Origin of the sequence: Arthrobacter sp. NicSoilC5, assembly GCF_019977395.1 — a bacterium.
Lineage (GTDB): Bacteria > Actinomycetota > Actinomycetes > Actinomycetales > Micrococcaceae > Arthrobacter.
In genome coordinates this window covers 4,567,989-4,593,872 of record NZ_AP024660.1, presented here as the reverse complement: position 1 = coordinate 4,593,872, position 25,884 = coordinate 4,567,989, and the positions used below count along the sequence as shown (strand labels likewise).

The window sequence follows — 25,884 nt, the reverse complement described above, 5'->3', positions numbered from 1 at the left end:
CCTGTCCCCGGCTGGTTAGGACAATGCCACGGGCGTGACGAACGTCAAATACGGCGACGCCCTGGCCGTGGAGCGTCCGCCCCCGCATGGCAATAGCGGCCGACCGCCGACTGCCGAAGGCCCTCTGCCCAGGATGCGAGCCGCTGCGCCGCCCGCACGTAATGGAACAACTCCGTGGGCGTCAGGGCATCAAGATCCGTTTCAGCAAGCCTGCGGGCCAGCTCTGCCCCCTCCGGCTGGGCCGCAAGGCTGATGCCTTCCCGTTCCCACGCGACGTCCTCCGCGGGCCGCCCGGAAACAAGCTGGCGGAACAAGTAGTCCACCACTCCGGGACTCATCGCCTTCAGTGGCCCGTCCGCGGCGCCAGGATCCCCGGGCGGAAGGTCGTCCGGGGCGTAACGGCGCGGCAGGCTCCCGGACTGCACGTGATCCGCCTGGGCGTTGCCTGCCGGCGCACGGCCCTCCCATGCAGGACCCGCCTGCACATTGCCCGCCTGCACATTGCCCTCCCGCACGGGGGCTGCCTGCAGACTGCCCTGCGGGGCTTCCGGCTGCCGGCGCCCTTGCCCGCTGGTTTCATGGGCGGCTCCCCCGGCCGCTCCCCCCCTGGATCCGGATGCTCCGGACGACGTCATTTCCATACCCGACATGCTATTCGAACATATATTCGAATACAAGGGATGCTGGCGCTCCGGGCACCGCTGGCGCCCGCTGTGACAAGCGACCCAGGAGCAGCATGTGAGACGATCTGGTCATGACGTCCCGAAGCCCGGCCACCCGGTCCAGCAAGGCCCCAGGCAGGCAACAACCGGGGCGCCTCCGGGGCATCGACGCCGCCCGCGGCGTGGCATTGCTGGGCATGATGGCCACCCACCTGCTGCCGACGTTCGAATCGAATACAAACCTCACGCCAACCTGGATTGGCCTCACCTTCTCGGGCCGGGCCGCCGCCCTCTTCGCCGTGCTGGCCGGCGTGGGACTTGCCCTGTCCACCGGGAAGGACAAGCCGCTGGCGGGCCCCGGGCTCTCCGCCGCCCGGCGCGGTGTGGCGCTGCGCGCCCTGGTGATTGCCGCCGTCGGACTTACCCTGGGCGGCCTGGAGGTGAACGTGGCCATTATCCTGGTCCACTACGCCGTGCTGTTCCTGTGCATCCTCCCCTTCCTGGGGCTTGGCGTGAAGCCGCTGTGCGCCTGGGCCGGTGGCTGGATCCTTGCCTCGCCGGTGCTGGCATACCTCATGCGGCCCTGGCTCCTTGCCCCTGAGCCTCCCCTGAAGCTGGGCCACAACCCGGGCTGGGAAGACCTCGGAACACCTGCCCGGCTGCTCGCGGATGTGTTCTTTACCGGCTACTACCCTGTGTTCCAGTGGCTGTCCTACCTGCTGGTGGGGCTGGTGATCGGGCGCCTGGTCCTCACCAAGGCACTGGTTCCCATACTGCTGCTGTCGGCCGGAACGGTGGTGGCCGTGGCAGCCAAGGCCCTGGGGGCAGCGGCCATGGAGGACTGGGGCGGCCTGGCAGCGCTGGAAAAGGTCCTCAATTCCCCGGGGTATCCGCTGGGCAGCGTGCTGCAGGTCAACCTGACAGGTATCCCCCAGGAGGGCTCCTGGTGGTGGCTGGCATCGGCCGCACCGCACTCGGGAACTCCGCTTGACCTGCTGCACACCTCGGCAGTGGCGGCGGCGGTCATTGGGGCCTGCCTGCTGCTGGGTCGCCTCGCGGAGTGGGTGGACCTGGACCTGCTGCTTCCGCTGCGCGGGGCCGGCGCCATGACGCTGACCCTGTACACAGTGCACGTCTGGGTGGTGTCCAGCTTCTATCTGAAACCCCTGCCCGCCGGCTGGACGGAGGACGGGATGTACTTTGCCCAGGCGGCCACTGCCATCACTGTCGGCATTGTCTTTGCGCGGCTGTCCTGGCGCGGCCCGCTGGAATGGGCGGGCCATGCGGCGGCCGTGGTGGGCCGGGGCGGCTTCAAGGCCCTCTCCTGAACCAAGGCAATCCACCTCGTCTGGCCCGGCTTCGCCCCCGCTCTGGAATGAAAAAGAACCCGCGCCCCCACCGGAAAGTGGGGCCGCGGGTTTCGTTCTGAAACCGGCTGCAGTGCGGCTGCTACTGCGGGGTCAGGGTGAAGGTGGCCGTCTTGTCGCCGAAGTCATCGTTGACAACAACCTGGGTGGGGCCCTTCTTCACATCAAACGCAATGACGCCCTGGCGGACATCGCCGGCACCGACCTCGTCGGTGGGCAGGGCGCCCATGCCATCGTCAAGATAGACCAGTTCGCCCTCTTTGCCCTCGGCGTCGTAGACCTTGAAATTCGAGGGGCTGGAGAAGCTGCTTCCGGTCAGCGTCTCCCAGGACACCTTGACCGCGAGGAAACCGCCGTTCTTCGGCTGCATGTAGGTCATGCCCGGGATTTCGGCCGTGTAGATGGAATCGAGGACGCTGATCTTGACGGTGTTGCCTTCGGACACGGTGGCGACGAAGGAGTTTGCACCGGCGTCGGCGCCACTGGACGGAGCGGCTCCGTTCGACGGGGTTGTTCCACGTGACGGGTTGGGCGCTGCCTGCGAGGCCGACGGAAGCTCGGGAGATACGGGGAGCTTCCGGTTGTCGAGGGCAGCTCCGATCATGGCGACGGACATGATGGTCAGCAGGATTCCGGTGATGATGCTGATGAGCCAGACGACGCCGGTGATGATCCAGGCCTTCTTCTTGTTCTCCGGGTAGCCCTCAAGCGGGCGGCCATCCTTGTCCCTGGTGTTTCCGGTCAAGGTGATGATCAGGTCCACGATGGCCACGATGCCGAGGCCGCCGGCCGTCAGGAGCTTGGCGATGCCGGAGCCGATCTTGCCAAGGTAGAAGCGGTCCGCGCCGAAGGTACCCAGCAGCAGCGAAAGGATCCAGGTTGTCATGAACGACTTCCGGGGACCGTCCGGGTAGGGGCCGCTGCCGTGGGGCCCCGGCTGGTAATCCCCCTGCGGAGCTCCGGGGTAGTGCCCCTCAAACGTGGATGGTCCGCCGAAGGTGGACGGGGCCGGCGGAATGGGCGGAGCGGACGGCCCGCTCTGGGATGGGTTGGGGAAATTCGGGTGGCTCATGGATGGTCCTTCTGTCCAAAGGTGCGGGTTCTTGGGTGCACGGGTGCAGGTGTGCGGGCGGGTTCAAGGGTGGGGTGCGTGCAGCGTCAGGCAGCCTCCGGCTTCCCGGCACGCGGCAAGGGAGCGCTGGTGCGTGGCAGGGATGGGTGCGGCTGCCCGGGGAGAGGGCCTGGGGTACAGCTGGCCCACGCCCGTGGCATGGACATGGCCAACCTCATGCTTTCCCCCAAAGCTAAAGAGTCTTTACTAAATAAACCTACCGCGGACGGCAGCGGACTGCGATGGGCAGAAATGCCCATCGCAGTAAACGGTGCAGGAGGCCGCGGAGCGCGGGGCCTGCGGGAGAAGGGCTGGCGCGTGGCGGTATCAGGAGGCGGCGGTGAAGAGCTTCACGGCGTCGCGCATGGACGCCCGTGCACGTTTGCGGTCTCCGGCCGCGTCGTAGGCGCAGCTGAGGCGGAACCAGGAACGCCAGTCGTTGGGAGCGGCCTCGGCTTCGGCCCGGTACTTTTCGAATTCAGCGTCCGCCGCGGCCCGGACGATCCGGCCGCCGGGCGTGCGCGGAAGCTCATCGACGGGCAGCCCGCCTTCGGCTTCCAGGACCTTGGCCATCTGCTCGGTGCGGGCACCGAACATCAGCTCGCGGATCAGGGCCCAGGCACCCACCACAGGCAGCACCAGGTAGGCGGCGCCGATGGCCTTGGCCGTGAGGTTGCTGTCCGTCAGGAGCAGGAGGGAGCGTTGGAACGACACCACCAGGTAGAAGACCAGCAGCAGCGTCACCGCGCCCACCCAGATCTTGGTGCGGTTCTTCCGGAAGCCGGCAAGGAGCCCGTTCACGGCTTAGAGCCCCAAGTCCAGGTAGCCGTCCAGGCCGAAGGTCAGCCCCGGGTGTGCGGCAACGTTGCGCAGGCCCAGGAGCACGCCGGGCATGAACGAGGCGCGGTCGAAGGAATCGTGGCGGAGGGTCAGTTGTTCGCCCGGGCCACCCAGGAGGACTTCCTGGTGTGCCACGAGGCCGCGAAGCCGGACACTGTGGACCCGGACGCCGTCCACCTCACAGCCGCGGGCGCCGGCACGTTCACTGGTGGTGGCATCCGGGCTGGGCGGCACCTGCGCTGCCCGGCGTTCGGCGGCGATCAGCTCAGCGGTGCGGACTGCGGTGCCGGAAGGGGCGTCCACCTTGTCCGGATGGTGCAGCTCGATGATCTCCACCGATTCGAAGTATTTGGACGCCTTCGCGGCGAAGGCAGAGGCCAGCACCGAGCCCAGGGCGAAGTTGGGGGCGATGAGAACGCCGGTCTCCGGGTGCGCTGCCAGCAGGGATTCCAGGGCGGACAGCCGCCCCGTGTCCCAGCCGGTGGTTCCCACCACGGCGTGGATGCCGTGCTCGACGGCGAAGCGGACGTTCGCTTCGGTGCTTTCGGGAACCGTCAGGTCCACCACGTACCGGGCACCTGAGGCTGCCAGCTGCTCCAGCGAGTCACCCCGTCCCAGGGCTGCAACGAGCTTCATGTCGGGCGCGGCGTCGATGGCCTTGACGGCCTCGGCGCCCATGCGTCCATTGGCACCAAGGACGGCCACCAGCTTGGGAACGGAGTGTTGTTCGGTCATGGCATTAACCCTACCGGCGGGACGGGTGCGGGCAGGAACCGGATGGCGTGCGTTACCTCGCACCCGGGGGCCGTCCGGGCAGCAGCGTCAGCTGCCTGCGCCGACCCATTCGACGGTGCCGTCCGAGAAGAACTGTTCCTTCCAGATGGGCACCTGTTCCTTAATGCGGTCCACCAGATCGGAGCAGACGGCGAACGCCTGCCCGCGGTGCGCGGCGGACACCGCGCACACCAGGGCGGGGTCCCCGATCTCCAGCATCCCGATCCGGTGCGCCGCCCAGATCCGGACGGGCTGTCCGGTGCCGGCACCTGCTTCGGCGTTCTGTTCGGCAACGAGGCGCGCGACGACGTCGGCCATCACCTGGTGCGCCGTGGGGTGCGCACTGTAGCTGAGGCGCTCAACGGCCTTGCCGCCGTCGTGGTTGCGCACCACGCCGCTGAAGCTGACCACGGCGCCGGCCGTGTCGCTTTCCACTGCGGCGATTGCCTGGTCCACGGAGATGGGCTCCGCGCTCAGGACCGCGCTCACTACTTCGAATGCTTCAGTGCCCATGTCCGCCTTCCAGCTGGTCACAAAGATGTCCGATCACCGGGTCCAGGACGGTCAGCCCGTCCATGACGCCTTTGGGCGATCCGGGCAGGTTCACGATGAAGGTACGCCCGGCGGCACCGGCATATCCCCGGCTGAGGGCAGCCAGCGGGGTCTTGGCAGCGCCGGCGCGGCGAATCGCCTCCATGATGCCGGGGATTTCCCGGTCCAGCAGCGGCAGGGTGACGTCCGGTGTCCGGTCGTCCGGGCTGAGGCCGGTGCCGCCGCTGGTGATGACGACGGCGGGGTGCTGGGTGAGGAGCGCCCGGATGGCGGCGCCCACGGGATCGCCGTCGGGGACCACCATGGCCGGGAAGACGTCGAAGCCATGTTCAGTGAGCCAGTCGGTGATGACCGGTCCGGTCTCGTCGTCGTAGATGCCGGCGGCGGCCCGGGTGGAGGCGATGACGACGCCGGCCTTCCGCCCCTGCACGTCGCCGTGCCGGTGCGGTTCGGGGAGATGCAGGATGTGGGGGGTGGTCACAGGGCCCAGTCTCCGCTCTTGCCGCCACTCTTGGCCAGCACCTTGATGTCTGTCAGGACGGCATGTTTGTCCACGGCCTTGATCATGTCGTAGACGCTGAGGGCCGCCACCGACGCGGCGGTCAGGGCCTCCATTTCCACTCCCGTGACGCCCCGTGTCTTGACAGTGGAGCTGATGGAGACGGCATCTTCGCCGAGGTCGAAATCGACCGTGACTTTGGCGAGGGGCAGCGGATGGCACAGCGGAATCAGGTCCGGGGTCTTCTTGGCCGCCATGATGCCGGCGACGCGGGCGACGGCCAGCGCGTCCCCCTTGGGAAGCCCCCCGGTGCCCAGGAGCCGCATCACCTCCGGGGTGGTCCGGACCGTGGCGGTGGCCGTGGCCTCGCGGGTTGTTTCTGCCTTGGCGGAAACATCCACCATCTGGGCGCTGCCGTCCTGGCGCAGGTGCGTCAGTGCGGGGGTTTGTTCTGCGTTCACAACATCCATACTTCCACCTCGTCGCCGGCGGCGAGCTCCGTTACGCCGGCGGGAACGTGGACCAGGACGTTGGAACCGGCGAGCGCGTGCATCAGGTGCGAGCCCTCGCCGCCCTCCAGCTTCACGGACCCGTCCGGCTGCAGGCTTCCACGCCGGACCTGGTGCTTGTGCGCGGGGGACGCCAGGGGCTGGTCCAGGCGGGCACGCAGGGGCAGCCTCGGTGCCGGCGCCCCGAGGCATGCTGACAGGGCGGGACGGAGGAACATTTCAAAGGACACCAGGCAGCTGACCGGATTGCCCGGGAACCCAAGGAAGGGAACGCCGTCGAATGTTCCGATTCCCTGGGGACCACCGGGCTGCATGGCCACGTGCAGGAACTCGACAGGCTGGCCTGCCATCGCCTGGCGCACCACCTCGTAAGCGCCCTTGCTGACGCCGCCCGTGGTCACGATCAGGTCCGCGCGCCGGCTCCCGGCGCGCAGCAGCGCCAGCAGTTCCGCGGGGTTGTCGGTGGAAATGGCGGTGCGCCGGACAGTCAGCCCGGCCTGCTGCATGGCGGCTTCCAGGAGGGTTCCGTTGGAGTCGTAGATCTTGCCCGGCGCAAGGTCCTGGCCGGGATCCACCACCTCGTCCCCGGTGGTGACAAGCAGGACGGTGGCGGCCTTAGAAACTGTCACTTTCGGGATGCCCAGCGCGGCGAGCAGCCCCAACTGCGCCGGCCCCAGGCAGGTACCGGCAGCCAGGGCCCGCTCCCCCGCAGCAATATCGCTGCCAGCGGGGCGGACATACGTTCCCGGGGCGGTGGCAGGCAGTTTGACTGTGCCTTTCCAGTTCGCTGTGCCGTTCAGTTTCACTGTGCCGTCCGGGCCAGGCTCCGGGAAGCGGTCCGGCACCGCTTTTTCAATGGGTACGACGGCGTCAGCCCCCTCCGGGATCATGGCACCGGTCATGATGGGGGCGGCCGTTCCGGGCGCCAGCGGCTGCGGGCTGGACCCGGCTGGAACCGGGGGCACGATGCGCAGGTCCGCGCCGGCGCCCGACAGGTCGCCGGAGCGGACGGCGTACCCGTCCATCTGCGAGTTGGCGAACGGAGGAAGGCTGATCGGAGCGGCGACATGGTCCACCAGGCCGCGGCCCAGCGCCTGGATGAGCGGCAGGACTTCCGTGCGCTCCGACGAGCGGAGCGGCTGGAGGAGTTCCGCAACGGCGGCGGCATGCGCAGCGACGCTCCGCGCATGCTCGGCCTTGCCGTGGGGGTGGCTGGTCATGGGTACGCCTTTGGTCGCGGCCGTCAGGATTTCACGTCCACTCTAACCGTGTGGAATCCCGTAGCTCCGTCCGGCGCCGGGGGCCGCGCCGTTTCGTCCTGGGGTTCACCCAACAGGTTCGTGGCGCGGACCTGGACCTCGTACTGCCCCGGGGTGAGGTGGACGGCCAGCTTCCACTGGTACCACGTGTCCACCGAGATGCCCGGGGCCAGCTCGGCTTCCTGCCACGGTCCCCGGTTGACCCGCAGCTCCACTTTCCCAATGCCGGTGTGCTGGGCCCAGGCAACTCCGCCGAAAACCACGGTTCCTGCGCTGACCGGGCGCCCACTGCGGGGCACGTCGATGCGCGACGACGTCTTGATGGGCCCGCGCGCGGACCAGCCCCGCGGCGTCCAGTACCCGGCGTCGTCGGCGAACCTGGTGACCTTGAGCTCGGTGACCCACTTGGTGGCTGACACATAGCCGTAAAGGCCGGGGACCACCAGGCGGACCGGAAAGCCGTGCTCCAGCGGCAGGGGCTCACCGTTCATGCCCACGACAAGCAGGGCGTCCCTGCCGTCGGTGAGGGCATCCAGTGGCGTTCCGGCGGTCCAGCCATCGGCGCTTCGGGAGAGGACCATATCCCCGCCCGGCTGGGGACCGGCCAGGGCCAGCAGTTCACGCACCGGCCAGCCGAGCCAGCGGGCGTTGCCAATCAGGTCCCCGCCCACCTCATTGGACACGCAGGCAATGGTGACGTGGCGTTCAACCAAGGGCTTGGCAAGGAGGTCGGCGAAGGAAAGCTGGACTTCGCGGGCCACCCGTCCGGTGACTTTGAGGACCCACGTCTCCGGGCTGACCGCGGGGACAGCCAGCGCTGTGTCGATTCGGTAGAAGTCCGGGTTCGGGGTGACCAGCGGCGGCATGCCGGCGACGCCCGGCTCTGCGGCGGCGGGAATGGGCGGCGCGGCTGACGCCGGCAGGGGAAGGGAAATGCGTGCCCTGGCTTCACTGACCGCTGCTGCGGCGCCGCGCCAGATTCCCGCCAGCACTCCGCCCAAAGCAGTGGCCGCGGCAGTGGTGGCAAGGGCCTGGAGGAAACTGCGTCGGGAAGCGGCGGTGCCGGTTCCGGCAGGCCCTGTGTCGCCGGGGCCTTCGCCTTCCGGGCCTGCGTCTCCAGGTTCCAGGTCCTCCCACGCCTGCAGCCGCCGGGCCAGGAAACGCAACAGCACGACGGCGACTGCCGCGGCCAGGAGCGGAAGCACGAGGGCTGCAGGGGTCACCTGGGACCGTGTCAGGACCGCTGCCACGCCGGCCAGCCCGAAGATGCCCATCACGGCGGCACCGGCGAACCGCCGTCGGCGCTCGAGGACGCCGGCAACTGCGGCCAGCACGGCAATGGCCAGCGCCATGGCCGCCAGGAGCGCAGCCTTGTCCGCCGTGCCGAAGAGGGCGATGGCCCAGTCCTTGACACCGGGCGGGACGGCATCGATGACAGCCCCGCCCACAGCGGTCAGCGGTGAAAGGGAGGGGCTGGCAAGACCTGCCGCCAGCTCCCCCACGGCGACGCCGCCGGCGGCTGCACCTATTCCGGCAGCCGCGGCCCAGCGGGCCCCGGTGCGCAGGACTGCCCGGTGCCGGACGGGACTTTCCGCACGCTCCCCAAGGCCGGCGCCGTCGTCGTCCGCTCCGTGCTTTTGCCGGGAACTCCTCACAACTTCCAGCATAGGTTCGCCGGCGCTCCGCGCGTGGATGATGTCCCCGGATGCGCCAGGTGCTTCCGCTTCCCGGTCACAGGTGTGATGCGCGGCGCAACGTGGCGTAGCCTGAATTCATGAGTGTCCAGCTAGGCATGCCGCAGCCGCGGGAGGAAGCAGCATCGGCGCTGCCCGGCGTCCCCGCACGACGGCCCGCGGATGCGCCGGCGGGACTGGCGGACCGGTATGGCCGCCGCGCCACGGACATGAGGCTGTCCCTGACGGACAAGTGCAACCTCCGCTGCACCTACTGCATGCCTGCGGAAGGCCTGGAATGGCTCGCCAAGCAGGCAGTGATGTCGGCCGGGGAAATCGTGCGGATCGTCAAGGTTGGCGTGCAGCAGCTGGGCGTCCGGGAACTGCGGCTGACCGGAGGTGAGCCTTTGGTCCGGCATGACCTGGTGGACATCATCGCGGCCCTGCGGGCCAACCACCCGGACCTGCCGATCTCCATGACCACCAACGGCGTCGGCCTGGCAAAGAAGGCGGCGGCGCTCAAGGACGCCGGGCTGACCCGCATCAACGTGTCGTTGGACTCGCTGCATGAAGAGACGTTCGCCAAGCTGACCCGGCGCCCGTTCCTCAACCAGGTCCTGGCCGGCGTCGACGCTGCCTGGGCTGCCGGCCTTGGCCCGGTCAAACTGAACGCGGTCCTGATGCGGGGCATCAACGACGCCGAGTCGCCACAGCTGCTGGCGTGGGCGCTGGAGCGCGGGTACGAACTGCGGTTCATTGAACAGATGCCGCTCGATGCCGACCATGGCTGGACGCGGCGCAACATGATCACCGCTGCCGAAATCCGCGGACTGCTGTCCCGGGACTACGACCTCACCCCTGATCCCCGGGCGCGTGACGGCGCCCCCGCGGAGCGGTTTGAAGTACGACGGCGGGTGGCGGGTTCCGCTGATACCGACAGCCCGGTTTTGGGAACAGTGGGCATCATTGCCTCCGTCACCGAACCGTTCTGCGCCGACTGCCGCCGCACCAGGATTACTGCCGAGGGCAAGATCATGAGCTGCCTGTTCTCACGCGAGGAGTTCGACCTGCTGGACCTGCTGCGCGCGGGCGCCTCCGATGCGGAACTGGCGCAGCGGTGGCAGGACGCCATGTGGATCAAACCAAAGGCCCACGGCATGGACCACGTGGGACTTGACGCTCCGGACTTCGTCCAGCCGGACCGCAGCATGAGCGCCATCGGGGGCTGACACAGATGCTTGTACGCTATTTTGCTGCCGCGCGCGCTGCAGCCGGCTTCGAGGAAGAAAAGTTCCAGCTGCCCGAGGGCGCCACGGTAGCGGACCTGCTGGCAGCCATCGCCGCCGTGGAGCGCGCGGAGCCTCCGGCGGGCACTCCGCCGCTTTCCCGGCTTCTTTCGCGGAGCAGCTTCCTGCTCAATGAGGTGGCCGTGCGGGACCAGGCAACCGTCCTTGGCCCCGACGACGTCGTGGACGTGCTGCCGCCCTTCGCAGGGGGCTAGGCGCTAAGAGATCCGCTGCAAGGTACGTCTACCACCCAAGCTTTGATTGTCAGACCCCGGTTGCATGATGTCTCTATGGGAACGAGCAGCGGCGTGGCGGGACGGGTGATGAGTATTCGCGACTCTGTTTCTGCCCTTGATGTGCTGCTCCTGGAGGATGCCCGCTTGGTCTCCGGTGCTGAGGTGGATGTGTTGCAGCGGCGGTATGAACTGTGCCTCGAGGGCTTGGAGCTGATGGCCCGGCTGGAAGCGCAGCTCGCCGCGGTAAAGTCCCGGCAGGCTGTGCGGGCCGTTGAACTGCAGGAGGCGATGACGCCGCCGGATGCCTCGGTCCAGGACCGCACCTACGCGCAGATGTCGACGGTGGAGGAGATCGCCGGGGTCCTGACCCTCAGCTCCGCGGTGGCAGGGGTGTTCGTGGAGCAGTCCCGGCGGATTTGTTCCCTGCCCCTGGTGTTCGACACCCTGTCCGCCGGGGACATGTCCTGGCAGCACGCCCGGATTGTCGCGGACGAAACCGAGAGTCTCGATGGGGCTGGTGCTGTTGCGTTGGTCGCGCATTTCTTCGACCCCGACGCACCCCACCCTGCCCGTGGCGCGGCCCCCGGTGAGCTTGTCCCGTCCCGGTTCCGAGCCAAGGTGCGTGGATGGCGGGAACGCCACCACCCCGAGTCGATCGAGAAGCGCCACGCAAAGGGCGTGGCAGACCGGCGGATGGAATTCTCCCCCGACAAGGACGGCATGGCCTGGATCTCCCTCTACCTGCCCGGCGATACCGCCTCTGCCATCTGGAACCGGACCACCGCCACCGCACGCGGCCTCCAAGGCCCAGACGAACCCCGCACCCTCACCCAACTCCGCCCCGACATCGCCGCCTCCCTGCTCCTCGGCACTGGGAACACCACACAGACCGGGAAATCCACGGAGGTCGGGAAGGTCCCCGCCCCGCGGGCAGACGTCCTGGTGATGGTGCCCGTATTCTCCCTGCTCGGTCAGACCGATGAACCCGCAATGCTCGATGGTTTCAGGCCGATTCCGGCCTCCATGGCCCGCAAACTTGTCGCCGACGGGGCTGACTCGTTCTACCGGGTCCTCGTCGACCCCAGGGACGGGGCACCCCTGGAGATAGGCCGCAAAAACTACCGGCTCACCGAAACCATCAAACGCTGGATCAGGATGCGCGACGCCAAGTGCACGTTCCCCGGCTGCACCAACCGCACCCCCGACAACGAAACCGACCACCTACAAGCGTGGCAACACGGCGGCGTTACCGGAGCAAGTAATTTGGCTCAGCTGTGCCCAAGGCACCACCGGCTCAAACACAACAGCAGGTGGACACCCGGGCCGGCCAACAATCACGAACCGCCCGGCTGGACTTCACCCACCGGACGCCATTACAACCCAGAGCATCAGGATGCAGAACCAATACACTGGCCGCCAGGGCTGGGTCTGCCGGTTGCGCCGCCAGCATCGACCGTGCCGGAAAACTACTACGCAGGAACGGGAGGCGTGGAGCTGCACGACGGCGAACCCATAGAGCAAGCGCTCGATGAGCCGGAGGATATTCCGGTCGACGACCCCCTGTGGGAGGCGTTCTATTCGCGCCCAATTTTGCTCCCGCCGGACCCGTTGAAGGACTGCTGGAAGACGATGCAGCCGTGGCCCTAGGAAGGGCATGCCGTGCACTGGCCTTGCTAACTCCCCAACGCCTTGGCCAGCATGGACGCGCGGCTGTGGACGCCGCAGGCCTGGAAGATCTGCTTGAACTGGTCCTGCACCGTGTAGGAGGTCACCCCTTGGGCCTCAGCCATTGTTCCCGTGTCCGCGCCGGCGGCGGACAGCAGCAGCAGCTCCCGCTGCCGGGGCGTCAGGCCAAAAGACCTGGCGAACATGTCCAGCCGGTCCGAAGGTGGGCAGCCCTGGATGGTTACGGCCAGGGGCGCCGCGGCTGCGTCCTGCCCGGAATTCACAGCACCGGTCTGCCCCGAGTCCATACGGGTGGCCCGCAGCATGGCCCAGCGGCCTTCGCCGATATGGACCCGGCATTCCGCGTCGTGCGCGTCGACTCCCGCTTCCCTGGCGAGCAGTTGGGCCGCAACGTTCAGGACCTCGGCGGGCACCTGATGGTGAGGGAACGGCCCGGGCTGCAGCAGCCGCAGCCATCCGGCAACCGAGGCGGTCTGGCCGGCCACCGACAGATCTTCGTCCAACGTCAGGACGGCCTGTTCGGGCAGGTCCCGCTGCCCTGTGCCTGACTGGAACACCTGGCCGGCCTCGAGTGCGCGGCCTGCCTGGAACACGGGGCCTGCCTGGAACTGCCCGGCAACAGACCGCCGCAGCCCGCGGTTAATTCGGCTGCCACCTTGCCCATGTATTTGGCTTCATCCAGGGTGAAGTCCGTTGCGGTTCCGGTCCGCCAGAGATCAAGCCACGCCCAGCATCCGTATTTGTCGGCAAAGACGACTGACAGCACGTCCCGGACGCCGCAGCCCTTCATTACTCCCCTCCATGCCAGGCTTAGCGCGGGCTCCCCCCGGGTTGCATGCTGAAGGCTTAGCGCCGGGGACGACGAGTCCATGAGCCCCGTCCAGCGCGCCGGCTCCGAGAGGTACTTGAGCCGGATGAGTGCGGGTAACTCCCGGGGGCAGGGAATCCTGGCCCGGGGCGCCATTCCCACCGTGGTGCGGGGGTCGCAGAGCGGCCACACGAAGGCATCGAAGGGCAGCGTCCTGCCCAACTCCCCCAGCACGGCCTTCCTTAGGGCCTGGTGGTCCAGTCCCGACCCGGCGAGAACCCGGATGTGGTCCAGGCTTCGGTCCATCGCCCAGGCCCTCTTCATGCCCCCAGTATGCGCCGGTCCTCCCGCATCGTTTGCGTGGATGTGCCATCCAGAATTCTGGGATACCCGGAGGATTCCGGCCCGCCTACTTTAGGCAGTGTCATGCATCTCATCCTGGCTAAAGGAAAAGGGGTTTCCCATGTACACGCTGCAGATCGAACACTCCATCACCGACTTCCCCACCTGGAAGTCGGCCTTCGACCGTGACCCGGTGGGCCGTGCCGCCTCGGGCGTGCTGGCGCACAGGATCGGCCGGCCGATCGGAGACCCCCACTACGTCGTGGTGGAGCTGGACTTCGCTGACCGGGACCAGGCAGAGCGGCTGCTGTCGAACCTCCGCGAAAACGTCTGGCGGTCCCTTGCCAACGCCCCTGCCCTCGCTGGAGCACCCCGGACGCGCATCGTTGAGGCTGAGCCCTGAGCCTTGAGCCTTGAGCCTTGAGCCTTGAGCCGCAGCGAAGGCCCCGGCGAGCAGTTCAAGCCAGTCGAAGCACCTCAGGCCCGGCGGAAGACCGAGCGCATAAACGGCCTGTAGGCCGGGCTTCGTCCATCCGCAGCGGCTTCCGCACCTGCTGCACCGCCGTCGTCGTCCCTGGCAACTGAGCGCAACTCGGTGACGTGGGTCAGGACACCGTCACGGAGCAGGAGGGAGTGGCGGGTCCATCCGGCGTCGCTGGGACGATCAACGCGGAGGACGCCGTGGCGCCAGGTACAGCGCGCGGCAGTACCGGGCGGCACGCCAGTACTGTCCACGTAATACCAGAGCACGTCGTTGTGGACCGGATCGACAGTGAAGATGCCGTGGCCTTCAAAATGGCTGCCGTCCGGTTCGACGTGGCGGTAGCTCTGCACGACGCCCAGTCCCGCGGCCACCCGGCTGTAGGTCACCTCGGCGTCGACACTGCGTTCGGGCCCCCATGGGCCTGCAGCGACGTGGGTTTGGCCCCGCCAGTGGCCCAGAAGGCCGGACAGGGCAGGATGCCCTTGCTCCATTTCGTGCACCGCCCATCGCCCCGCCTGCAGACATGAACCCCCTGCACCTCAGGATGGACTCTTCTGCGTGGCGCCGCCAGCCTCTGTGCCGTATGCAGCCGGTTGGCTACAGCCCGAAGGTCTCGTTCTCCTCGAACGGGCCAACCACCGTGACGGTCCGCGGCGCCGCGGCGAGTTCGGCAGCCAGTTCCTGGACCTGTTCAACGGTGACGGCCTTGATAAGGCGCAGCGTCTCATCAATGTCCTGGTATTCACCGGACACCAGTTCGGCCCTGCCCAGCCGGGACATCCGCGAGCCCGTGTCCTCCAGGGCCAGGACGATTCCGCCGCCAAGCTGTCCCACGGCCTTGCGGAGCTCGTCCTCGGAGATTCCGTGTTCGGCGAGCTTGTCCAGCTCGGTCGCCAGCAGGTCCAGCACCTGCCGGACCTTGGATGGTGTGCAGCCCGCGTACATGCCGAAATAGCCGGCGTCGGCGTAGGACGAGGCAAAGGAGTAGGTGGAGTACACCAGGCCGCGCTTCTCGCGGACTTCCTGGAACAGCCTGGAGGACATGCCGCCGCCCAGCACCGCATTCAGGACGCTCATGACGTAGCGGCGCTCGTCGGTGGCAACGATGGTGGGGCATCCCATGATGATGTTCGCCTGCTCCACCGCGCGCTTGACCACGTGCAGGCCGGCGGTTCCGGTGATCAGGGCACGTTCGGTGGACCGGCGCTGCACCGGTGCCGCGTCCGGTTCCAGTGACCAGCCCGCGGCCTGGAGGGCGTCCACCACAAGGCCGCAGACGACGTCGTGGTCCAGGCCGCCCGCGGCGGTGATGACCAGTTCCTCCGGTTTGTAGTACCTGCGGTAGTGCTCCCACACCGAGTCCCTGGCAACGGCCTTGATGGCCGCGGGGGTGCCGCCGATGGGACGGCCAAGCGGGTGGCTTCCCAGGACCTTGGCCACGAAGTGCTCGTGGGCAACATCGGTGGGGTCATCGCTGTCCATGGCGATTTCCTCGAGGATGACGTCCCGTTCCTGCTCCATCTCGTCAGGGTCCAGCACGGCGCCGGTGATCATGTCCGCTATGACGTCGATGGCCATCGGCAGGTCCGAGTCAAGGACCCGGGCAAAGTAGCAGGTGCTTTCCTTGGCGGTGGCCGCGTTCGATTCACCGCCCACCTCATCAAAGGCGGAGGCGATCTCCAGGGCCGTGCGGCGCCTGGTGCCCTTGAACAGCAGGTGTTCAAGGAAGTGGGTGGATCCGTGCTGGCCGGGAGCCTCGTCGCGGGAGCCTACGCCCACCCAGAAGCCGATGGTGGCTGACCGTTGGCCCGGCATCGCTTCCGTCAGTACCCGCACTCCCCCCGGCAGCACTGAACGCCGGACCTCGGACCCGCCGTCGGAGCCGTGGACCAGGGTGTCGCCGGCGTGGTTCTGCTCAAGCGGCAGGGGTACAACAGTCATTGATGCCTTTCAGGACGGGCAGCCGGATCTGGCTGCCATCGTAACAGCGGCGGGACCGGTGGATCATCCACCGGTCCCGCCGCTTCATGCTTGTGCCGGGAAGCCCGGGCTGTTAGACGTCAGCGCCTTCGGCAGGCTCCGTGGCGTGGGCGCGCTCGGAGTCGGCCGGAGCCTCTTCCTCAGCGACCACCGGGGCGAGCGAGAGCTTTCCGCGGTCGTCAATCTTGGTGATTTCCACCTGGATCTTCTGACCGACGGAGACCACGTCTTCCACGTTGTCCACGCGCTTGCCGTTGGCCAGCTTGCGGAGCTCGGAGATGTGCAGGAGGCCGTCCTTGCCCGGGGTCAGCGATACGAAGGCACCGAAGGTGGTGGTCTTGACGACCGTACCCAGGTAGCGCTCGCCGATTTCCGGGACCTGCGGGTTCGCGATGGCGTTGATGGCGGAACGTGCTGCGTCGGCAGACGGACCGTTGGTGGCGCCAATGTAGACGGTGCCGTCGTCCTCGATGGAGATGTCGGCGCCGGTGTCTTCCTGGATCTGGTTGATCATCTTGCCCTTGGGGCCGATGACCTCGCCGATCTTGTCCACGGGGATCTTCACGGCGATGACGCGCGGTGCGAACTCGGAGAGCTCGTCCGGGGTGTCGATGGCCGAGTTGATGACCTCGAGGATGTGCAGGCGGGCTTCGCGGGCCTGCTTCAGGGCTGCGGCCAGGACCGAGGCCGGGATGCCGTCGAGCTTGGTGTCCAGCTGGATGGCCGTAACGAACTCGGAGGTACCGGCAACCTTGAAGTCCATGTCACCGAAGGCGTCTTCGGCACCGAGGATGTCGGTCAGGGCTGCGTAGCGTGTCTGGCCGTCCACCTGGTCGGAGACCAGGCCCATGGCGATGCCGGCGACGGCGGCCTTAAGGGGCACACCGGCGTTCAGCAGGGACAGGGTGGAGGCGCAGACGGAACCCATCGACGTCGAACCGTTGGAGCCGAGGGCTTCGGACACCTGGCGGATGGCGTAGGGGAATTCCTCGCGGGACGGCAGGACGGGCACGAGTGCACGTTCGGCCAGGGCGCCGTGGCCGATTTCGCGGCGCTTGGGCGAGCCCACGCGGCCGGTTTCACCGGTGGAGTACGGCGGGAAGTTGTAGTTGTGCATGTAGCGCTTGCGCGTGACCGGCGACAGCGAGTCGATCTGCTGTTCCATCTTGAGCATGTTCAGCGTGGTGACACCCATGATCTGGGTCTCGCCGCGTTCGAAGATGGCGGAACCGTGGACGCGGGGCAGGACCTCGACCTCGGCGGTGAGCTGGCGGATGTCCGTCAGGCCACGGCCGTCGATGCGGACCTGGTCCTTGAGGATGCGCTGGCGCACAACGTGCTTGGTGACCGAGCGGAACGCTGCGGACAGTTCCTTCTCGCGGCCTTCGAACTGGCCGGCGAGGCCGGCGAGGACCTCGTCCTTGAGTGCGTCGGAAGCGTTGTCGCGTTCCTGCTTGTCGGCGATCTGGAAGACGGCGGCGAGCTTGTCGGCGGCAGCGGACTCGACGGCAGCGTAGGCGTCGTCCTCGTAGTCCAGGAAGACCGGGAACTCGACCGTGGGCTTGGCAGCGCGGGCGGCCAGGTCAGCCTGGGCGTCGCACAGGGCCTTGATGAACGGCTTGGCAGCCTCCAGGCCCTCGGCCACAACCTCTTCGGTGGGGGCGGTGGCGCCCTGTTCCTTGATGAGGTTCCAGGAGTTGTCCGTGGCTTCGGCCTCGACCATCATGATGGCAACGTCGTCACCGGCAACGCGGCCGGCAACCACCATGTTGAACACGGAGTTCTCGAGCTGGGAGTGCTTGGGGAAAGCAACCCACTGGGAGCCGTTTTCGTCGTTCACCAGGGCAACGCGGACGCCGCCGATGGGGCCGGAGAACGGCAGGCCGGACAGCTGCGTGGACATGGAGGAGGCGTTGATGGCCACCACGTCGTAGAGCTCGTCCGGGTTGATGGCCAGGACGGTGACCACGATCTGGACCTCGTTGCGCAGGCCCTTGATGAAGGCGGGGCGCAGCGGGCGGTCCATCAGGCGGCAGGCCAGGATGGCTTCGGTGGACGGGCGGCCTTCGCGGCGGAAGAATGAGCCCGGGATACGGCCGGCAGCGTACATGCGCTCTTCGACGTCGACGGTCAGCGGGAAGAAGTCGAAGCCTTCACGCGGGTGCTTGCCGGCGGTGGTTGCGGACAGCAGCGCGGTGTCATCGTCGATGTACACCATGGCCGCGCCGGCTGCCTGCTTGGCAAGCCGGCCGGTTTCGAAGCGGATTACGCGCTTGCCGAAACGGCCATTGTCAATGACTGCTTCCGAGAACTGGATTTCGGGACCCTCCAAGAGAGTCACCTCCGTTTCTTTTTTACGGAAGTCCAGCCGCATCAACCTGGCCAGCATCTGTCTACTGGCCCTGCACCCGGTCATCGATCGAGACCCACGGGCCGCCGGCTTCAGTCAACGAAGCCGTTCCCGGGGATCACTACCGAGGACCGCGAATGCGTGATGCGGTTGATCCTCCTGTTTAGTTTTTCATTTGAAGAAGGCGGCCCGTTCCGGATGGAAAGGGCCGCCCCAAAGCCAGACTAGCGGCGCAGGCCGAGGCGCTCGATGAGCGAACGGTAGCGGGCGATGTCAGTCTTCTTGAGGTAGCTCAGCATGCGCTTGCGGCGACCAACCATGGCCAGCAGACCGCGCTGGGTGTGGTAGTCGTGCTTGTGCTCCTTCATGTGCTCAGTCAGATCCTTGATCCGCTGGGTCAGGACGGCAACCTGGACCTCCGGTGAACCGGTGTCGCCTTCGGCGGTTGCGTATTCCTTGATGATGGACTGCTTTACAGCGGCGTCAAGTGCCACAATAACTCCTTGGGAATGTGCCGTGAGGGCCCAGGTCAGTAACTCACTGCCGGGTCTGCCGTGTTCGTCCGCCCCGGTAATCCGGAAGGGTCCGCCACCAACAGGAACCAGCCGCCACGGACTGCAGCCGGATCCATCGTCCAGTTTACCGGCCCGGGCCTAACCTTGTCGAAACACGCGCGGCAGGAGCGCGCTGCGCTCAGCCCTGCAGCCTGTCCCGGATGGCGGCCATGCCGTGAAGCACTTCGGCAAAGCTGGTGCTCAGGGGTGACAGGCCCACCCGGATGCCGTGCGGCGAGCGGAAGTCGGGGATGACATCGCCGTCCCACAGGGCCTCGACGGTGGCCTTGGTGAACCCAGCGTGGTCCACGGTGATGTGCCCGCCCCGCTCCCCCGGATTCCGTGGCGTGGCCAGTTCGGCTCCCAGGGGTTCCAGCCACGCGTCGAAGACCTCAACGGCGAAGGCGGTAAGGTCTTCGGACTTCGACCGAATGGCGGCCATGCCGGCCTCTTCGATGAGGTCCAGGGTCCCCTGCATGGCGATCATGCCGAAGATCGCGGGAGTGCCGCTGAGGAATCCGCGGATGCCGGATGCCGGCTGGTAGCCGGCCGCCATTTCGAAAGCGTCTTTGCGGCCCATCCAGCCCCAGATCGGCTGGTTCAGCGAGGGCAGGTGCCGTGCGTTGACGTAGGCGAACGCCGGGGAGCCGGGGCCTCCGTTGAGGTACTTGTAGGTGCAGCCCGCGGCGAAGTCCACGTCCGCGCCGTCCAGGTCGATCTCCACCGACCCCGCCGAATGGCACAGGTCCCACACCACCAGGGCGCCGGCGTCGTGCACTGCGGCGGTGATGCCCGGCAGGTCAGCGAGGTGGCCTGAACGGTAGGCGATCTGGCTGAGGAGGACGACGGCGGTGCGGGGCCCGGTGGCCTGGCGCACCTGCTCAAGGGTCACCCCGGCGGCGGGGTCCGGTTCGATCCAGCGGAGGGTCAGGCCTTCCTCGAGGGCGATGCCTTCCACCAGGTAGCGGTCGGTGGGAAAGTTCTCGGTGTCCAGCACCAGCTCGTTCCGGTCCGGGTCCGCCACGGCGGCGAGGGCTGCCCGGATCAGTTTGTACAGCACAACGGTGGTGGAATCGGCGATGATGGTCTGCCCCGGCGCCGCACCCAGGACGGCACGGCCCAGCTGGTCGCCGATGGCCTGCGGCATGGCGAGCCACTGTTCGTCCCAGCCGCGGATCAGCCGGCCGCCCCAGTCGTCGCGGATGAAGGCGGCGACGTCGTCCGCCGTCCGCTTCAGCGGCCGGCCCAGCGAGTTGCCGTCCAGGTAGGACAGGGGCGTGTCGGTGCCGATGAAGTGGTCCCGGTAACGCGCCAGGACATCCCGGCGGTCCAGCTCCCCGGCGCGCTGCCGGAGCGTTTCCGCTGTCACGCCGGCGATGTTTTCCTGGTGGATGCTCATTGTCCGATCTCCGTCCTGACGGCGAATAATTCCGGGAAGAATGTCAGTTCCAGGGCCTTCTGCAGGAAAGTCACACCGCTGGATCCGCCGGTGCCGGTCTTCATGCCGATGGTCCGCTGGACGGTGCGCAGGTGCCGGAAGCGCCAGAGCTGGAAGTTGTCCTCCAGGTCCACCAGTTCCTCGCAGGCCTCGTAGGCCGCCCAGTTGTCTGCGGCATTCTCGTAGATGTGCTTGAAGAGCGGTACCAGCTCCGGGGTGAACTCGTGGGCGCGGGTCACGTCCCTGTCCAGGACTGCGGGTGGGACGTCGAAGCCCTGCCGGGAGAGGTAGGCCAGGAACTCGTCGTAGATGCTGGGAGCAGCAAGCAGTTCCTCGAGCATTGCGTGGGCCTCAGGATCGGATTCGAAGACCGGCAGCATCTTGCGGTTCTTGTTTCCCAGGACGAATTCGACGGCCCGGTATTGTGCGGACTGGAACCCTGACGAGTTGCCCAGGAAGCCCCGGAACTGCGAATACTCGGTGGGTGTCAGGGTGGCCAGCACGGACCACTGTTCGGTGAGGGTCTTCTGGATGTGCTTGACCCGGGCGATGCCCTTGAGCGCCGAACCGAGGTCGTCTTCGCGGAGCCAGGCGGCGGCGCTGCGCAGTTCATGCAGGACCAGTTTCAGCCACAGCTCCGTGGTCTGGTGCTGGATGATGAACAGCAGTTCGTCGTGGTGTTCGGGCTGGCTGACCGGCTGCTGGGCACTGAGCAGGGTGGGGAGCTGCAGGTAGGAGGCGTAGCTCATCCGTGAGCTGAAGTCGCGGACAATCCCCTTATCCAGCTTGCGGGTGTTCTTCTCGACGGACACGTCCTGCCTTTCGTTGTTGTCACCCGGGCCGTACTGTCAGCGGCCGCCCAGGAGCTGGTGGGCCTGGGCCACGTCCAGCCGCATTTGTTCCACCAGTGCCTCAGGGCCACGGTAGGCCACCATGCCGCGAAGCCGCTCCACGAATTCAACGATCACTGTCTGGCCGTACAGATCGAAGTCCTCTACGGCTTCCTTGGGCCTGTCGATGACGTGCGCCTCGACCTGGCGGCTGACGCCGTCGAACGTGGGGTTGGACCCCACGGAGATGGCCGCGGGCCAGCGCTTGCCTGCCTGGTCCACCAGCCACCCGGCGTAAATGCCGTCGGCGGGAATCAGCCCTGTGGCGTTGGAGGCAAGGTTCGCCGTGGGGAACCCCAGTGCCCTGCCGCGGGCGGCGCCGTGGACCACCTCGCCGCGCATCCGGTGCGGCCGCCCCAGGACCGATGCAGCGGTGGTGACATCTCCGGCCTGCAGCGCTTCGCGCACCCAGGTGGAGGAACAGCGGCGGTCCGTGCCGTCGTCGTCATGCAGCGGGTAGCCTTCGGCCCCGAATTCGCTGATCACCTGGACATCGAAGCCGAATTTTTCGCCGAGCGCCTTCATGGTGTCCAGGTCGCCGGAGTTGCCGCGGCCGAACCGGGCATCGTGGCCGATGACCACGTGGCTGGCGTGCAGGCAGTCCACCAGGTACTGCTCCACGAACTCTTCGGCCGTGAGGCTGGCGAGGTCCAGGGAGTACTTGACCACCAGGATCGCGTCCAGGCCCAGCTCGCCCAGCGCCTCCAGCTTGTCATCGAGGCCCATGATGAGCTCCGGTGCAGCCTCCGGCCGGTGGATCACCGCGGGGTGGGGGTCGAACGTGACGGCCACTGCCTTGGCATGGGAGAGGCGGGCCGACCGGATCAGCTGGGACAGCACCTGCTGGTGGCCTCGGTGAACGCCGTCGAAGTTGCCGAAAGTGACAACAGATGGGCCGAAGTCCGCCGGGACATCGGACGGATCGTTCCAGATGTAAACCATCACCCTCGCCTTAAGCTGCCTGAAAGCATCAACGTTCCGGGACCTTTCCGGCCGCGGAACTCTTCAAGATTACCCGGATTCACTGCGCAGCTTTGCCCGTCACTGCGCAGTCTTCGCCTGTGAGGGCCGGCGCCGGTAAAGCCACACCAGTCCCAGGATGGGCAGCAGCAGCGGGATGAAACCGTAGCCGCGGCCAAACAGCGACCAGACGGTCTCATGCGGGAACTGCACGGAGTCCAGGATGCTCAGGGTCCCCACCACCAGGACGCCGGCAAGTTCCACCAGCACCGCCGCAACCGAAACCTTGAACCATGTGGTTCCGGCCTTGGCCAGGGACACGGTGGCCAGGATGTAGACCAGGGCGGCAAAGGCGGAGAGCAGGTAGGCCAGGGGTGCCTCGGAAAACTTGGTGAGGATCTGGTAGCCGGCGCGGGCGGTGGCCGAGATGGCGAACACCCCGTACACCGCGATCAGGAGGCGCCCGGGCCCGGTATTGCGGGTGTTGCGGACGGTTTCTCCGGTGGCGGGCTGGGCCTGCTGGTCTTTCATTTCTGCTGCTTCTTCCACTTCAGTACCAGATCTGATTCATTCGGGCTGCCATCACCAGCGCCGTGACGCCGACAGCGGCCAGGACAAAGTTGCTCCACCGCGTGCGCTCCAGGATGGACCAGTAGATGGCGGCGGGTGGCAGGAGCATCGCGGTGGCCATGTAGCCCCAGAACTCCCAGGCTTCCCCTGCGATCGGTTCGCCGGCGATCACGCGGACGATCGACCCCACCAGGTAGACCACCAGGGCCACTTCGACGGCCACGACGGACAGGATGGTGACGTCGTTGGGTGCCTTCTTCAGGATCCCGGCGCCCAGGCACAGCAGGGTGGATACCAGGCCGACCACCAGGATGATCCAAAAGTACGCGTCCACGCCTATGCCTCCGCTGCGGAGGTTGTTGCCGCACCGTCGCCAGGTCCGGCCCCGGCGCCAGGCCCGGTGCCGGGGGCGAAGACCAGGACCGGTTTGGCGTAGCTTCCCGCGTCGGCGAGAAGGGCCACCAGGGTGCCGTCGGGAGCGAAGGCCGCGGCAGGGTGCTCCACCGTGGCGGCGCCGGGCGTCCCGGCTGCAGCACCGGCCGCGATCCGCCGGCCGAAGGAGATCTCGGCGGTTTCTTCGGCGGTGAGTTCTCGGTTGGGCATCAGCGCCCTGGCGGCGAGGGACATGTCCAGGACATTGAGCTCATCGGCGAGCTGTTCGAGGGTCCGCGCCTGGTCCAGCGAGTAGGGCCCCACCTGGGTCCGGCGGAGCGAGGTGAGGTGGCCGCCGACGCCGAGGGCGTTGCCCAGGTCCCGGGCGAGGGCGCGGATGTACGTGCCGGAGGAGCATTCCACCGTCACGTCCAGGTCCACCACGTCCGCTGCCGCGTCCCTGCGGATGCCATGCACGTCGAACCGGTGGATGGTCACGGGGCGCGCGGCGAGCTTGACGTCCTCGCCGGACCGCACGCGGGCGTAGGCGCGTTCGCCGTTGACCTTGATCGCGCTGACGCTGCTGGGCACCTGCTGGATGTCGCCCGTCAGCTCCGCGACGCCGTCGTGAATCTGCTGGTCGGTGATGCCGGCCGCGCTCGTGGTGGCCGTGACCTCGCCCTCCGCGTCGTCGGTCACCGTGGACTGGCCCAGGCGGATAGTGGCGGTGTAGGTCTTCGAAGTGCCCACGATGTAGGTCAGCAGCCGGGTGGCTTTGTTGATGCCCAGCACCAGGACACCGGTGGCCATGGGATCGAGGGTTCCTGCATGCCCCACTTTCCGGGTCCCTGCGAGGCGCCGCATCCGGCCAACCACATCATGGCTGGTCCATCCCTGCGGCTTGTCCACTATCACCAGTCCAGAAAGCACGCCTCCCAGTATATGGGCGCAGGTTGGGGCGCATGTGCAGGGTACCGGCCGGGAGCGGACGACGGCGGCAGCCCACCACGACGGCCACGTCACCGGGGCGGGCGGAGGCGGGGCAGGGGACGGCTAGGATGGCTGGCATGCCTGAGCTTGCCGCGCATGTCCGCGACGTGCCCGTCAACCAGATCCGCGAAATTACCGAGGCCGCCTGGCGCACTCCCGGCGCCGTGGTGCTCAGCATCGGGGAGCCGGGCTTCCCCCTCCCCCGCCACGTCCTGGACGCCGGCATCGCCTGCCTGGACCGCGATGAAACCAACTACACGCCCAACGCCGGGATCCCGGCCCTCCGGGAAGCGTTCGCCGCCAGGTTCCGGGAGGAACAGGGCGTGGACGTCGGCGCGGAGCGGGTATACGTGGTGTCCGGCGCCCAGCAGGGCCTGCACTTCGCCATGAGCCTGCTGCTCTCCCCCGGCGACGAGATCCTGATCCCGAACCCGGGCTACCCCACCTTCGCCATGACCAGCCGGCTGCTGAACGCCGTTCCCGTCGGCTATCCCCTGCACCCGGACCACGGCTTCCAGCCCCGGGTCGCGGACGTGGAAGCCCTGATCACCAGCCGCACCCGGGTCCTGGTACTCAACTCCCCGTCCAACCCGCTGGGCGCCGTGCTCAGTGAAGACCTGGTCCGTGAGCTGGTGGAGCTGGCCCGCAGCCATGACATCTGGGTCATCTCGGACGAGTGCTACGAGGCATTCACCTACGATGTCCCGCATGTCAGCCCGGCACGGTTCGACGGCGGCACGGCGGAGGATGCGCGGGTGTTCACCTCGTTGACGCTATCCAAGACCTACGGCCTGACGGGCCTGCGGATCGGCGCGCTCATCTGCCCGCCGGGGCTGGAGCAGCAGATGGACAACGTCATGGAGTCGATCGTCTCCTGCGTGGCGTCCGCCCCGCAGTACGCCGCGCTCGCAGCCCTCACCGGGCCGCAGGACTACGTGCGGCACGCGCACCAGCACTATCGGGACAACCGGGATGCGGCGTCCGCGGTCCTGGCGGCGAAGGGCATCCGCTACCTGCCGGCGCAGGGCGCGTTCTATCTGTGGGCGGACATGTCCCATGTGACCGGCGGCGATGTGCGGAGCTGGGTCCGGCGGTTCCTGGCCGACTCCGGGGTGGCGCTGGCTCCCGGAACTGCTTTCGGGTCCATCGGCGAGGGGTGGGTCCGGATCGCGCTGTGCGGCCGGAAGCAGGATCTGTTGGAAGGACTGTCCCGGCTTCCTGCCGCCGGCCGTTAAAACCCGGGCCAGGCAGTATCAGCTGCGGGCGCCGGCCAACGCTTTGTCCAGCCAGGACCGCAGCGCCTCTGCCGGCGCGGCGCCTGCCTGGCGGGCCGCGACCTTGCCGTCCACGAGCACCATCAGCGTGGGGATGGCCTGCACGTCGAACCGCCGCGACAGGCCGGGCGACTTGTCCACGTCCACCTTCACCAGCTTGATCTTCCCCGGCCGTTCACGGGCCAGCTTGTCCAGGACGGGGCTGACCATGCGGCAGGGTCCGCACCAGGCCGCCCAAAAATCCACCAGCACCGGAACTGGGGACTGCTCCGCCACGGCAGCGAAGTCACCATCGCCCGCGGACACGATCCACGGCAGGTCTGCCTTGCAGTTGCCGCAGCGGGGGTGGCCGGCAGCCTGTGCGGGCACGCGGTTGGTCTTCCCGCAGCTGGGGCAGCTGACGAGTGTGGGTTCCATG

General features: G+C 67.5%; 27 protein-coding genes. 6 read left to right on the top strand and 21 right to left on the bottom strand.

Annotated features, from left to right (window positions below):
- Nucleotides 1-44: 44 nt before the first annotated feature.
- Entirely contained in the window at nucleotides 45-641 is a 597-nt protein-coding gene (locus tag LDO22_RS21305; RefSeq protein ID WP_224025605.1) for a hypothetical protein, read from the bottom strand.
- Between the two features lie 113 nt (nucleotides 642-754).
- Here LDO22_RS21305 and LDO22_RS21300 point away from each other — a divergent pair, with 113 nt between their 5' ends.
- A complete protein-coding gene (locus LDO22_RS21300; protein ID WP_224025604.1) occupies nucleotides 755-1,990 on the top strand; it encodes a heparan-alpha-glucosaminide N-acetyltransferase domain-containing protein in 1,236 nt (411 codons plus the stop codon).
- A gap of 121 nt (nucleotides 1,991-2,111) precedes the next feature.
- Here LDO22_RS21300 and LDO22_RS21295 read toward each other — a convergent pair whose 3' ends face one another.
- The 8 genes from LDO22_RS21295 to LDO22_RS21260 form a co-directional block, all read right to left on the bottom strand.
- Nucleotides 2,112-3,101, bottom strand: a complete 990-nt coding sequence (locus LDO22_RS21295) for a TM2 domain-containing protein (RefSeq protein WP_224025603.1) — start codon at nucleotides 3,099-3,101, stop codon at nucleotides 2,112-2,114.
- A gap of 366 nt (nucleotides 3,102-3,467) precedes the next feature.
- The gene (locus LDO22_RS21290; RefSeq protein ID WP_141160970.1) at nucleotides 3,468-3,941 is read right to left on the bottom strand and encodes a hypothetical protein; all 474 of its coding nucleotides are present in this window, start codon (nucleotides 3,939-3,941) and stop codon (nucleotides 3,468-3,470) included.
- A 3-nt stretch (nucleotides 3,942-3,944) separates the two neighbouring features.
- Complete coding sequence (gene dapB, locus LDO22_RS21285; protein ID WP_224025602.1) at nucleotides 3,945-4,715, bottom strand: 4-hydroxy-tetrahydrodipicolinate reductase; 771 nt, start codon at nucleotides 4,713-4,715, stop codon at nucleotides 3,945-3,947.
- 87 nt (nucleotides 4,716-4,802) lie between these two features.
- A complete protein-coding gene (locus LDO22_RS21280; protein WP_159632337.1) occupies nucleotides 4,803-5,267 on the bottom strand; it encodes a molybdenum cofactor biosynthesis protein MoaE in 465 nt (154 codons plus the stop codon).
- Nucleotides 5,257-5,787 carry a MogA/MoaB family molybdenum cofactor biosynthesis protein gene (locus LDO22_RS21275; protein ID WP_159632338.1) on the bottom strand — a complete coding sequence of 177 codons (531 nt, stop codon included), beginning with the start codon at nucleotides 5,785-5,787 and terminating at the stop codon, nucleotides 5,257-5,259. The genes LDO22_RS21280 and LDO22_RS21275 overlap by 11 nt, the downstream gene beginning before the upstream one ends.
- Entirely contained in the window at nucleotides 5,784-6,275 is a 492-nt protein-coding gene (gene moaC, locus LDO22_RS21270; protein WP_224025601.1) for a cyclic pyranopterin monophosphate synthase MoaC, read from the bottom strand. Before moaC ends, LDO22_RS21275 begins: the two co-directional genes overlap by 4 nt.
- The gene (gene glp / locus LDO22_RS21265; protein WP_224025600.1) at nucleotides 6,263-7,534 is read right to left on the bottom strand and encodes a gephyrin-like molybdotransferase Glp; all 1,272 of its coding nucleotides are present in this window, start codon (nucleotides 7,532-7,534) and stop codon (nucleotides 6,263-6,265) included. Before glp ends, moaC begins: the two co-directional genes overlap by 13 nt.
- A gap of 23 nt (nucleotides 7,535-7,557) precedes the next feature.
- A complete protein-coding gene (locus LDO22_RS21260) occupies nucleotides 7,558-9,138 on the bottom strand; it encodes a molybdopterin-dependent oxidoreductase (RefSeq protein WP_224027302.1) in 1,581 nt (526 codons plus the stop codon).
- A 209-nt stretch (nucleotides 9,139-9,347) separates the two neighbouring features.
- On the opposite strand from LDO22_RS21260, the gene moaA reads away from it, so the two are divergent.
- The 3 genes from moaA (at nucleotide 9,348) to LDO22_RS21245 (ending at nucleotide 12,415) form a co-directional block, all read left to right on the top strand.
- Nucleotides 9,348-10,475 carry a GTP 3',8-cyclase MoaA gene (gene moaA / locus LDO22_RS21255; RefSeq protein WP_224025599.1) on the top strand — a complete coding sequence of 376 codons (1,128 nt, stop codon included), beginning with the start codon at nucleotides 9,348-9,350 and terminating at the stop codon, nucleotides 10,473-10,475.
- A 5-nt stretch (nucleotides 10,476-10,480) separates the two neighbouring features.
- Nucleotides 10,481-10,747, top strand: coding sequence for a MoaD/ThiS family protein (locus LDO22_RS21250; RefSeq protein WP_224025598.1), 267 nt, complete (start codon nucleotides 10,481-10,483; stop codon nucleotides 10,745-10,747).
- A 75-nt stretch (nucleotides 10,748-10,822) separates the two neighbouring features.
- On the top strand, nucleotides 10,823-12,415 hold the full coding sequence (locus LDO22_RS21245) for an HNH endonuclease signature motif containing protein (protein WP_224025597.1): 1,593 nt from the start codon (nucleotides 10,823-10,825) through the stop codon (nucleotides 12,413-12,415).
- 26 nt (nucleotides 12,416-12,441) lie between these two features.
- On the opposite strand, the gene LDO22_RS21240 is transcribed toward LDO22_RS21245, so the two are convergent.
- On the bottom strand, nucleotides 12,442-13,047 hold the full coding sequence (locus tag LDO22_RS21240) for a hypothetical protein (RefSeq protein WP_224025596.1): 606 nt from the start codon (nucleotides 13,045-13,047) through the stop codon (nucleotides 12,442-12,444).
- A gap of 678 nt (nucleotides 13,048-13,725) precedes the next feature.
- On the opposite strand from LDO22_RS21240, the gene LDO22_RS21235 reads away from it, so the two are divergent.
- The gene (locus LDO22_RS21235) at nucleotides 13,726-14,007 is read left to right on the top strand and encodes a hypothetical protein (protein ID WP_159632345.1); all 282 of its coding nucleotides are present in this window, start codon (nucleotides 13,726-13,728) and stop codon (nucleotides 14,005-14,007) included.
- Nucleotides 14,008-14,081: 74 nt separating this feature from the next.
- Here the strand turns inward: LDO22_RS21235 and LDO22_RS21230 are convergent, their stop codons facing one another.
- The 10 genes from LDO22_RS21230 to truB form a co-directional block, all read right to left on the bottom strand.
- Nucleotides 14,082-14,579: a DUF1579 family protein gene (locus LDO22_RS21230; protein ID WP_224025595.1), complete on the bottom strand. Its 498-nt coding sequence runs from the start codon at nucleotides 14,577-14,579 to the stop codon at nucleotides 14,082-14,084.
- A 106-nt stretch (nucleotides 14,580-14,685) separates the two neighbouring features.
- Entirely contained in the window at nucleotides 14,686-16,029 is a 1,344-nt protein-coding gene (locus LDO22_RS21225) for a pitrilysin family protein (protein ID WP_224025594.1), read from the bottom strand.
- A gap of 112 nt (nucleotides 16,030-16,141) precedes the next feature.
- On the bottom strand, nucleotides 16,142-18,400 hold the full coding sequence (locus LDO22_RS21220; protein WP_159635603.1) for a polyribonucleotide nucleotidyltransferase: 2,259 nt from the start codon (nucleotides 18,398-18,400) through the stop codon (nucleotides 16,142-16,144).
- 242 nt (nucleotides 18,401-18,642) lie between these two features.
- Nucleotides 18,643-18,912, bottom strand: coding sequence for a 30S ribosomal protein S15 (gene rpsO, locus LDO22_RS21215; protein WP_043452786.1), 270 nt, complete (start codon nucleotides 18,910-18,912; stop codon nucleotides 18,643-18,645).
- Between the two features lie 199 nt (nucleotides 18,913-19,111).
- A complete protein-coding gene (locus LDO22_RS21210; protein WP_224025593.1) occupies nucleotides 19,112-20,371 on the bottom strand; it encodes an aminotransferase class V-fold PLP-dependent enzyme in 1,260 nt (419 codons plus the stop codon).
- Nucleotides 20,368-21,222, bottom strand: coding sequence for a tryptophan 2,3-dioxygenase (kynA, locus tag LDO22_RS21205; RefSeq protein WP_224025592.1), 855 nt, complete (start codon nucleotides 21,220-21,222; stop codon nucleotides 20,368-20,370). The genes LDO22_RS21210 and kynA overlap by 4 nt, the downstream gene beginning before the upstream one ends.
- Nucleotides 21,223-21,258: 36 nt before the next feature.
- A complete protein-coding gene (locus LDO22_RS21200) occupies nucleotides 21,259-22,242 on the bottom strand; it encodes a bifunctional riboflavin kinase/FAD synthetase (protein WP_159632350.1) in 984 nt (327 codons plus the stop codon).
- Nucleotides 22,243-22,341: 99 nt separating this feature from the next.
- The gene (locus LDO22_RS21195) at nucleotides 22,342-22,791 is read right to left on the bottom strand and encodes a hypothetical protein (RefSeq protein ID WP_159632351.1); all 450 of its coding nucleotides are present in this window, start codon (nucleotides 22,789-22,791) and stop codon (nucleotides 22,342-22,344) included.
- A gap of 19 nt (nucleotides 22,792-22,810) precedes the next feature.
- Nucleotides 22,811-23,164 (bottom strand): hypothetical protein, encoded by a 354-nt coding sequence (locus LDO22_RS21190; RefSeq protein WP_159632352.1) that lies wholly within the window; start codon nucleotides 23,162-23,164, stop codon nucleotides 22,811-22,813.
- A 2-nt stretch (nucleotides 23,165-23,166) separates the two neighbouring features.
- Nucleotides 23,167-24,132 carry a tRNA pseudouridine(55) synthase TruB gene (gene truB, locus LDO22_RS21185; protein WP_224025591.1) on the bottom strand — a complete coding sequence of 322 codons (966 nt, stop codon included), beginning with the start codon at nucleotides 24,130-24,132 and terminating at the stop codon, nucleotides 23,167-23,169.
- A gap of 137 nt (nucleotides 24,133-24,269) precedes the next feature.
- On the opposite strand from truB, the gene LDO22_RS21180 reads away from it, so the two are divergent.
- Complete coding sequence (locus LDO22_RS21180; RefSeq protein ID WP_224025590.1) at nucleotides 24,270-25,427, top strand: aminotransferase class I/II-fold pyridoxal phosphate-dependent enzyme; 1,158 nt, start codon at nucleotides 24,270-24,272, stop codon at nucleotides 25,425-25,427.
- A gap of 18 nt (nucleotides 25,428-25,445) precedes the next feature.
- Here the strand turns inward: LDO22_RS21180 and trxA are convergent, their stop codons facing one another.
- Nucleotides 25,446-25,883, bottom strand: a complete 438-nt coding sequence (gene trxA / locus LDO22_RS21175) for a thioredoxin (RefSeq protein WP_159632355.1) — start codon at nucleotides 25,881-25,883, stop codon at nucleotides 25,446-25,448.
- Between the last annotated feature and the right edge of the window lies 1 nt (nucleotide 25,884).

What these genes read in the sequence shown, in the direction of transcription:
- glp (WP_224025600.1), bottom strand. Translation starts at nt 7,534, where the DNA reads ATGACCAGCCACCCCCACGGCAAGGCCGAGCATGCGCGGAGCGTCGCT.
- moaC (WP_224025601.1), bottom strand. Translation starts at nt 6,275, where the DNA reads ATGGATGTTGTGAACGCAGAACAAACCCCCGCACTGACGCACCTGCGC.
- LDO22_RS21225 (WP_224025594.1), bottom strand. Translation starts at nt 16,029, where the DNA reads ATGACTGTTGTACCCCTGCCGCTTGAGCAGAACCACGCCGGCGACACC.
- LDO22_RS21280 (WP_159632337.1), bottom strand. Translation starts at nt 5,267, where the DNA reads ATGGGCACTGAAGCATTCGAAGTAGTGAGCGCGGTCCTGAGCGCGGAG.
- dapB (WP_224025602.1), bottom strand. Translation starts at nt 4,715, where the DNA reads ATGACCGAACAACACTCCGTTCCCAAGCTGGTGGCCGTCCTTGGTGCC.
- LDO22_RS21230 (WP_224025595.1), bottom strand. Translation starts at nt 14,579, where the DNA reads ATGGAGCAAGGGCATCCTGCCCTGTCCGGCCTTCTGGGCCACTGGCGG.
- LDO22_RS21200 (WP_159632350.1), bottom strand. Translation starts at nt 22,242, where the DNA reads ATGGTTTACATCTGGAACGATCCGTCCGATGTCCCGGCGGACTTCGGC.
- moaA (WP_224025599.1), top strand. Translation starts at nt 9,348, where the DNA reads ATGAGTGTCCAGCTAGGCATGCCGCAGCCGCGGGAGGAAGCAGCATCG.
- LDO22_RS21300 (WP_224025604.1), top strand. Translation starts at nt 755, where the DNA reads ATGACGTCCCGAAGCCCGGCCACCCGGTCCAGCAAGGCCCCAGGCAGG.
- LDO22_RS21245 (WP_224025597.1), top strand. Translation starts at nt 10,823, where the DNA reads ATGGGAACGAGCAGCGGCGTGGCGGGACGGGTGATGAGTATTCGCGAC.
- LDO22_RS21305 (WP_224025605.1), bottom strand. Translation starts at nt 641, where the DNA reads ATGGAAATGACGTCGTCCGGAGCATCCGGATCCAGGGGGGGAGCGGCC.
- LDO22_RS21195 (WP_159632351.1), bottom strand. Translation starts at nt 22,791, where the DNA reads ATGAAAGACCAGCAGGCCCAGCCCGCCACCGGAGAAACCGTCCGCAAC.
- LDO22_RS21210 (WP_224025593.1), bottom strand. Translation starts at nt 20,371, where the DNA reads ATGAGCATCCACCAGGAAAACATCGCCGGCGTGACAGCGGAAACGCTC.
- trxA (WP_159632355.1), bottom strand. Translation starts at nt 25,883, where the DNA reads ATGGAACCCACACTCGTCAGCTGCCCCAGCTGCGGGAAGACCAACCGC.
- LDO22_RS21235 (WP_159632345.1), top strand. Translation starts at nt 13,726, where the DNA reads ATGTACACGCTGCAGATCGAACACTCCATCACCGACTTCCCCACCTGG.
- LDO22_RS21295 (WP_224025603.1), bottom strand. Translation starts at nt 3,101, where the DNA reads ATGAGCCACCCGAATTTCCCCAACCCATCCCAGAGCGGGCCGTCCGCT.
- LDO22_RS21250 (WP_224025598.1), top strand. Translation starts at nt 10,481, where the DNA reads ATGCTTGTACGCTATTTTGCTGCCGCGCGCGCTGCAGCCGGCTTCGAG.
- LDO22_RS21180 (WP_224025590.1), top strand. Translation starts at nt 24,270, where the DNA reads ATGCCTGAGCTTGCCGCGCATGTCCGCGACGTGCCCGTCAACCAGATC.